4 protein-coding genes are annotated in these 2,460 nt (G+C 66.8%); all 4 read left to right on the top strand.

From position 1 onward, the window contains the following. Positions 1–713: 713 nt before the first annotated feature. Positions 714–932, top strand: a complete 219-nt coding sequence (locus tag ACWDA7_RS52030; protein WP_450615124.1) for a hypothetical protein — start codon at positions 714–716, stop codon at positions 930–932. 51 nt (positions 933–983) lie between these two features. After that, the gene (locus ACWDA7_RS52025; RefSeq protein WP_450615122.1) at positions 984–1,397 is read left to right on the top strand and encodes a DUF6233 domain-containing protein; all 414 of its coding nucleotides are present in this window, start codon (positions 984–986) and stop codon (positions 1,395–1,397) included. 359 nt (positions 1,398–1,756) lie between these two features. Next, positions 1,757–2,164: a hypothetical protein gene (locus ACWDA7_RS52020; RefSeq protein WP_450615120.1), complete on the top strand. Its 408-nt coding sequence runs from the start codon at positions 1,757–1,759 to the stop codon at positions 2,162–2,164. A gap of 50 nt (positions 2,165–2,214) precedes the next feature. After that, a complete protein-coding gene (locus ACWDA7_RS52015) occupies positions 2,215–2,409 on the top strand; it encodes a hypothetical protein (protein ID WP_450615118.1) in 195 nt (64 codons plus the stop codon). Positions 2,410–2,460: the final 51 nt, after the last annotated feature.

The following is a 2,460-nucleotide window of genomic DNA, read 5'->3' as shown; positions in this document are numbered from 1 at the left end:
GGGAGACCAGTGCATCCACCACCGTTCGGGATGCGCCAGTTGACCAGGACTGGGTACAAGACTCACTCCTGCTCACTGACTAGGAACGGTTGCGGCTCACGCCTTCCGCACTTCCGTTCTTGCGCGGCCAACGCTTCACCCTTCAGGGGGAACGACAGCGAGGCGGCCGCGCAACCCGCGCCGTCCGTGGCCCCACCGGCTCCCCAGGCTGTTGGGGCCGAACGAGTGATCAGGCCATCCCCTGAGCGGCTCGACACGCCCGAAGTACCTCGCCCCCTCGCCTCCCATGCAACAGTGAACTGGCGCCATCCAACACACGGCTCCCGTCAGGCCCGCCTCGTTACCCTCACCTGCGAGGCGGGCCCGCCGCCGGGCACCATCCAGCAGTCAGGCCCGCCACCCTGGCACGGCCACACCTCGGGACCACCGCCGTGCCACTCGATGAGTTCCGCTTTGGCCACGTCCACCTCATCCCCACCCATCAGCCCGGCGTGGTGCAGGAACACCGTCAAGTCGTGCAGCGAGTACGCCATGCCTAGGATCTGCTCATCAGCGGATACGCGGCGGCCGCCCGATCCGCAAGGCGCCGCCACGGTCACGCAGCACTTCGCCATGAACTCAGCTTCCACCCGCAAGAGACCGACCGCATTCCGAGGTCTGATCTGCGAGAGACCTCGGGCGAGGCTCACCCGGCTACCAAGAGGAACCAGCCCATGACCCTCGAGCGCGTTACTGTCCGTGTCGAGCTGCTACTCGGCGACCAGGTTGAGATCGTCGGCCACGCCCCGCCCGCAGTGAGCGCCAAGCGGGAGCGCTACCCGGCCGCCGAGATCGCCTTCGCCCTCGGCGTCCCGGTCGATGAACTGCCAGGTGCGTGGCTGACCGCCGAGGTCGGCGAGCAGGGTCGACTGCTCGGCTGGCAGTTCGCCTGACCACCAGCCCCCGCCTCGACCGTCCCCAGGCCCGGTGCTTCAATCGACCGCATGAGTCAGCTGCCACCGGATCCCGAGCGCCTGCGCCTGATCCTCGAGTGGCTCGACGAGCAGATCGCCCACAACGACACGGTGGCCACGTACCTGAAGGTGCAGCACGCCACTGTCACCGAAGCCCTCGCCCGCGCCGAGGGCGAGCAGCAGCCCACCGAGCAGCCCGCACCGGCACCGTCGCGGCGGCCGCCGCGCCCCACTTTTACCGGCGATCGCAGGGCCGCCTTCAAGGTCGTCGAGCGGGGAGGCGAGAACGAGCCGCCACGGCTGACCCTGCACATCGGAGCCTGTGAGATCGACGACGGCCCGGCCCACCAGATCAACGCGCACGACGCCCTCGCCGCGCTACGCGAGGGCCTGGACGCGTGCGCCGTCTGCCGACCGGACATCGACCTGTCCTTCGACGACTGACCACGTGTCGACGGTCAGGCAATTCCCCACGATCTGCATCATCAGCGTCACGTAATTACGTGAACGTCCACACCGCGGTGTACGAGCCTTCCCGAGACGGCACAACAGCCCTACGATCCGCGCATGAGAAGCCTCGTCAGAGTGCTCATCGCCATCTGATTCGGGTTTGTGGGCGTGAGTGGCGTCATCGGCCTACTGTTCCTCTGGGGCGCTCGCGAAGTCTGGCGCGGCCCCACATCTCCGAAGCCCGATAAGCGTCGTGCGTAGTGCCTACCTCAGCGAGGATCCGCACTGGACCGGGGTGATCAAGTAGTGCCCCGCCAGACAACATTCGCCCTGATCACGGCTACTCTTCTGGTGTGGCCGACGAGGAGTACGGCGAGAGCGGATGGATCCGGCGCCAGCCATGGGAGTTGATGAAGTCCACCATCGTGTGGGAACTCCACGGCCTCGCTGTCTGCGGTGTTATCGCCTTGGTCCTTTGGCTGTTCGGAGGGCTGCCTGACTGGTCATTTTTACTCGTCTTCCCCGGCAAGTTCGCGGCGGGGCCCATGGGCGAGCTGTACCGCACAAAACCGCCTCGTCGGCGCGCCGCTCTGGCTGCCTTCCTTGCGACGATGACGGTGGCCCTGCTTGGCGGCGCAGCAGCGGACTGGGCCTTCCCTTTGGGTATCTGGACCGGCGGCGGGTTCATCTCCGCTGGGGTGGGCCTTCAGTGGGGGCTGTGGATCGCGCTCATCGTCGCCGGCGTCCTGCTGGCCGCCTAATGAATGCTCATCGCCGACGTGGCGGAACCGGGTGACGGGAGGGGCGGCTCGTGGTGACCCTGTTGCGGGCTGCTCGCCGGTCGATCTCGACGGTCGACGACTACATCCAAGCTGTGCAGTACGGCGGGAACACGTACACCGTCCCGCAGGTGGGGTCCGTCCAGACCATGCCGGGCCAGGCACGGGAGCGGGTGTCCGCAGACTTAGCCTTGATCCACCGACGTGGCCTGAAGTGGATCTTCTGACGGGTTTTTGAGCGGGTTTCGGGTTGGTGTCTGTGCCTGGGCAGGTGGTAT

This window comes from Streptomyces sp. NPDC001156, assembly GCF_053598275.1.
The sequence above is the reverse complement of the archived record's forward strand: the minus strand, read 5'-3'. Positions and strand labels throughout refer to the sequence as shown.

Bases quoted from the DNA above. Each gene is read 5' to 3' on its own strand.
- ACWDA7_RS52030 (WP_450615124.1), top strand. From the start codon at position 714: ATGACCCTCGAGCGCGTTACTGTCCGTGTCGAGCTGCTACTCGGCGAC.
- ACWDA7_RS52025 (WP_450615122.1), top strand. From the start codon at position 984: ATGAGTCAGCTGCCACCGGATCCCGAGCGCCTGCGCCTGATCCTCGAG.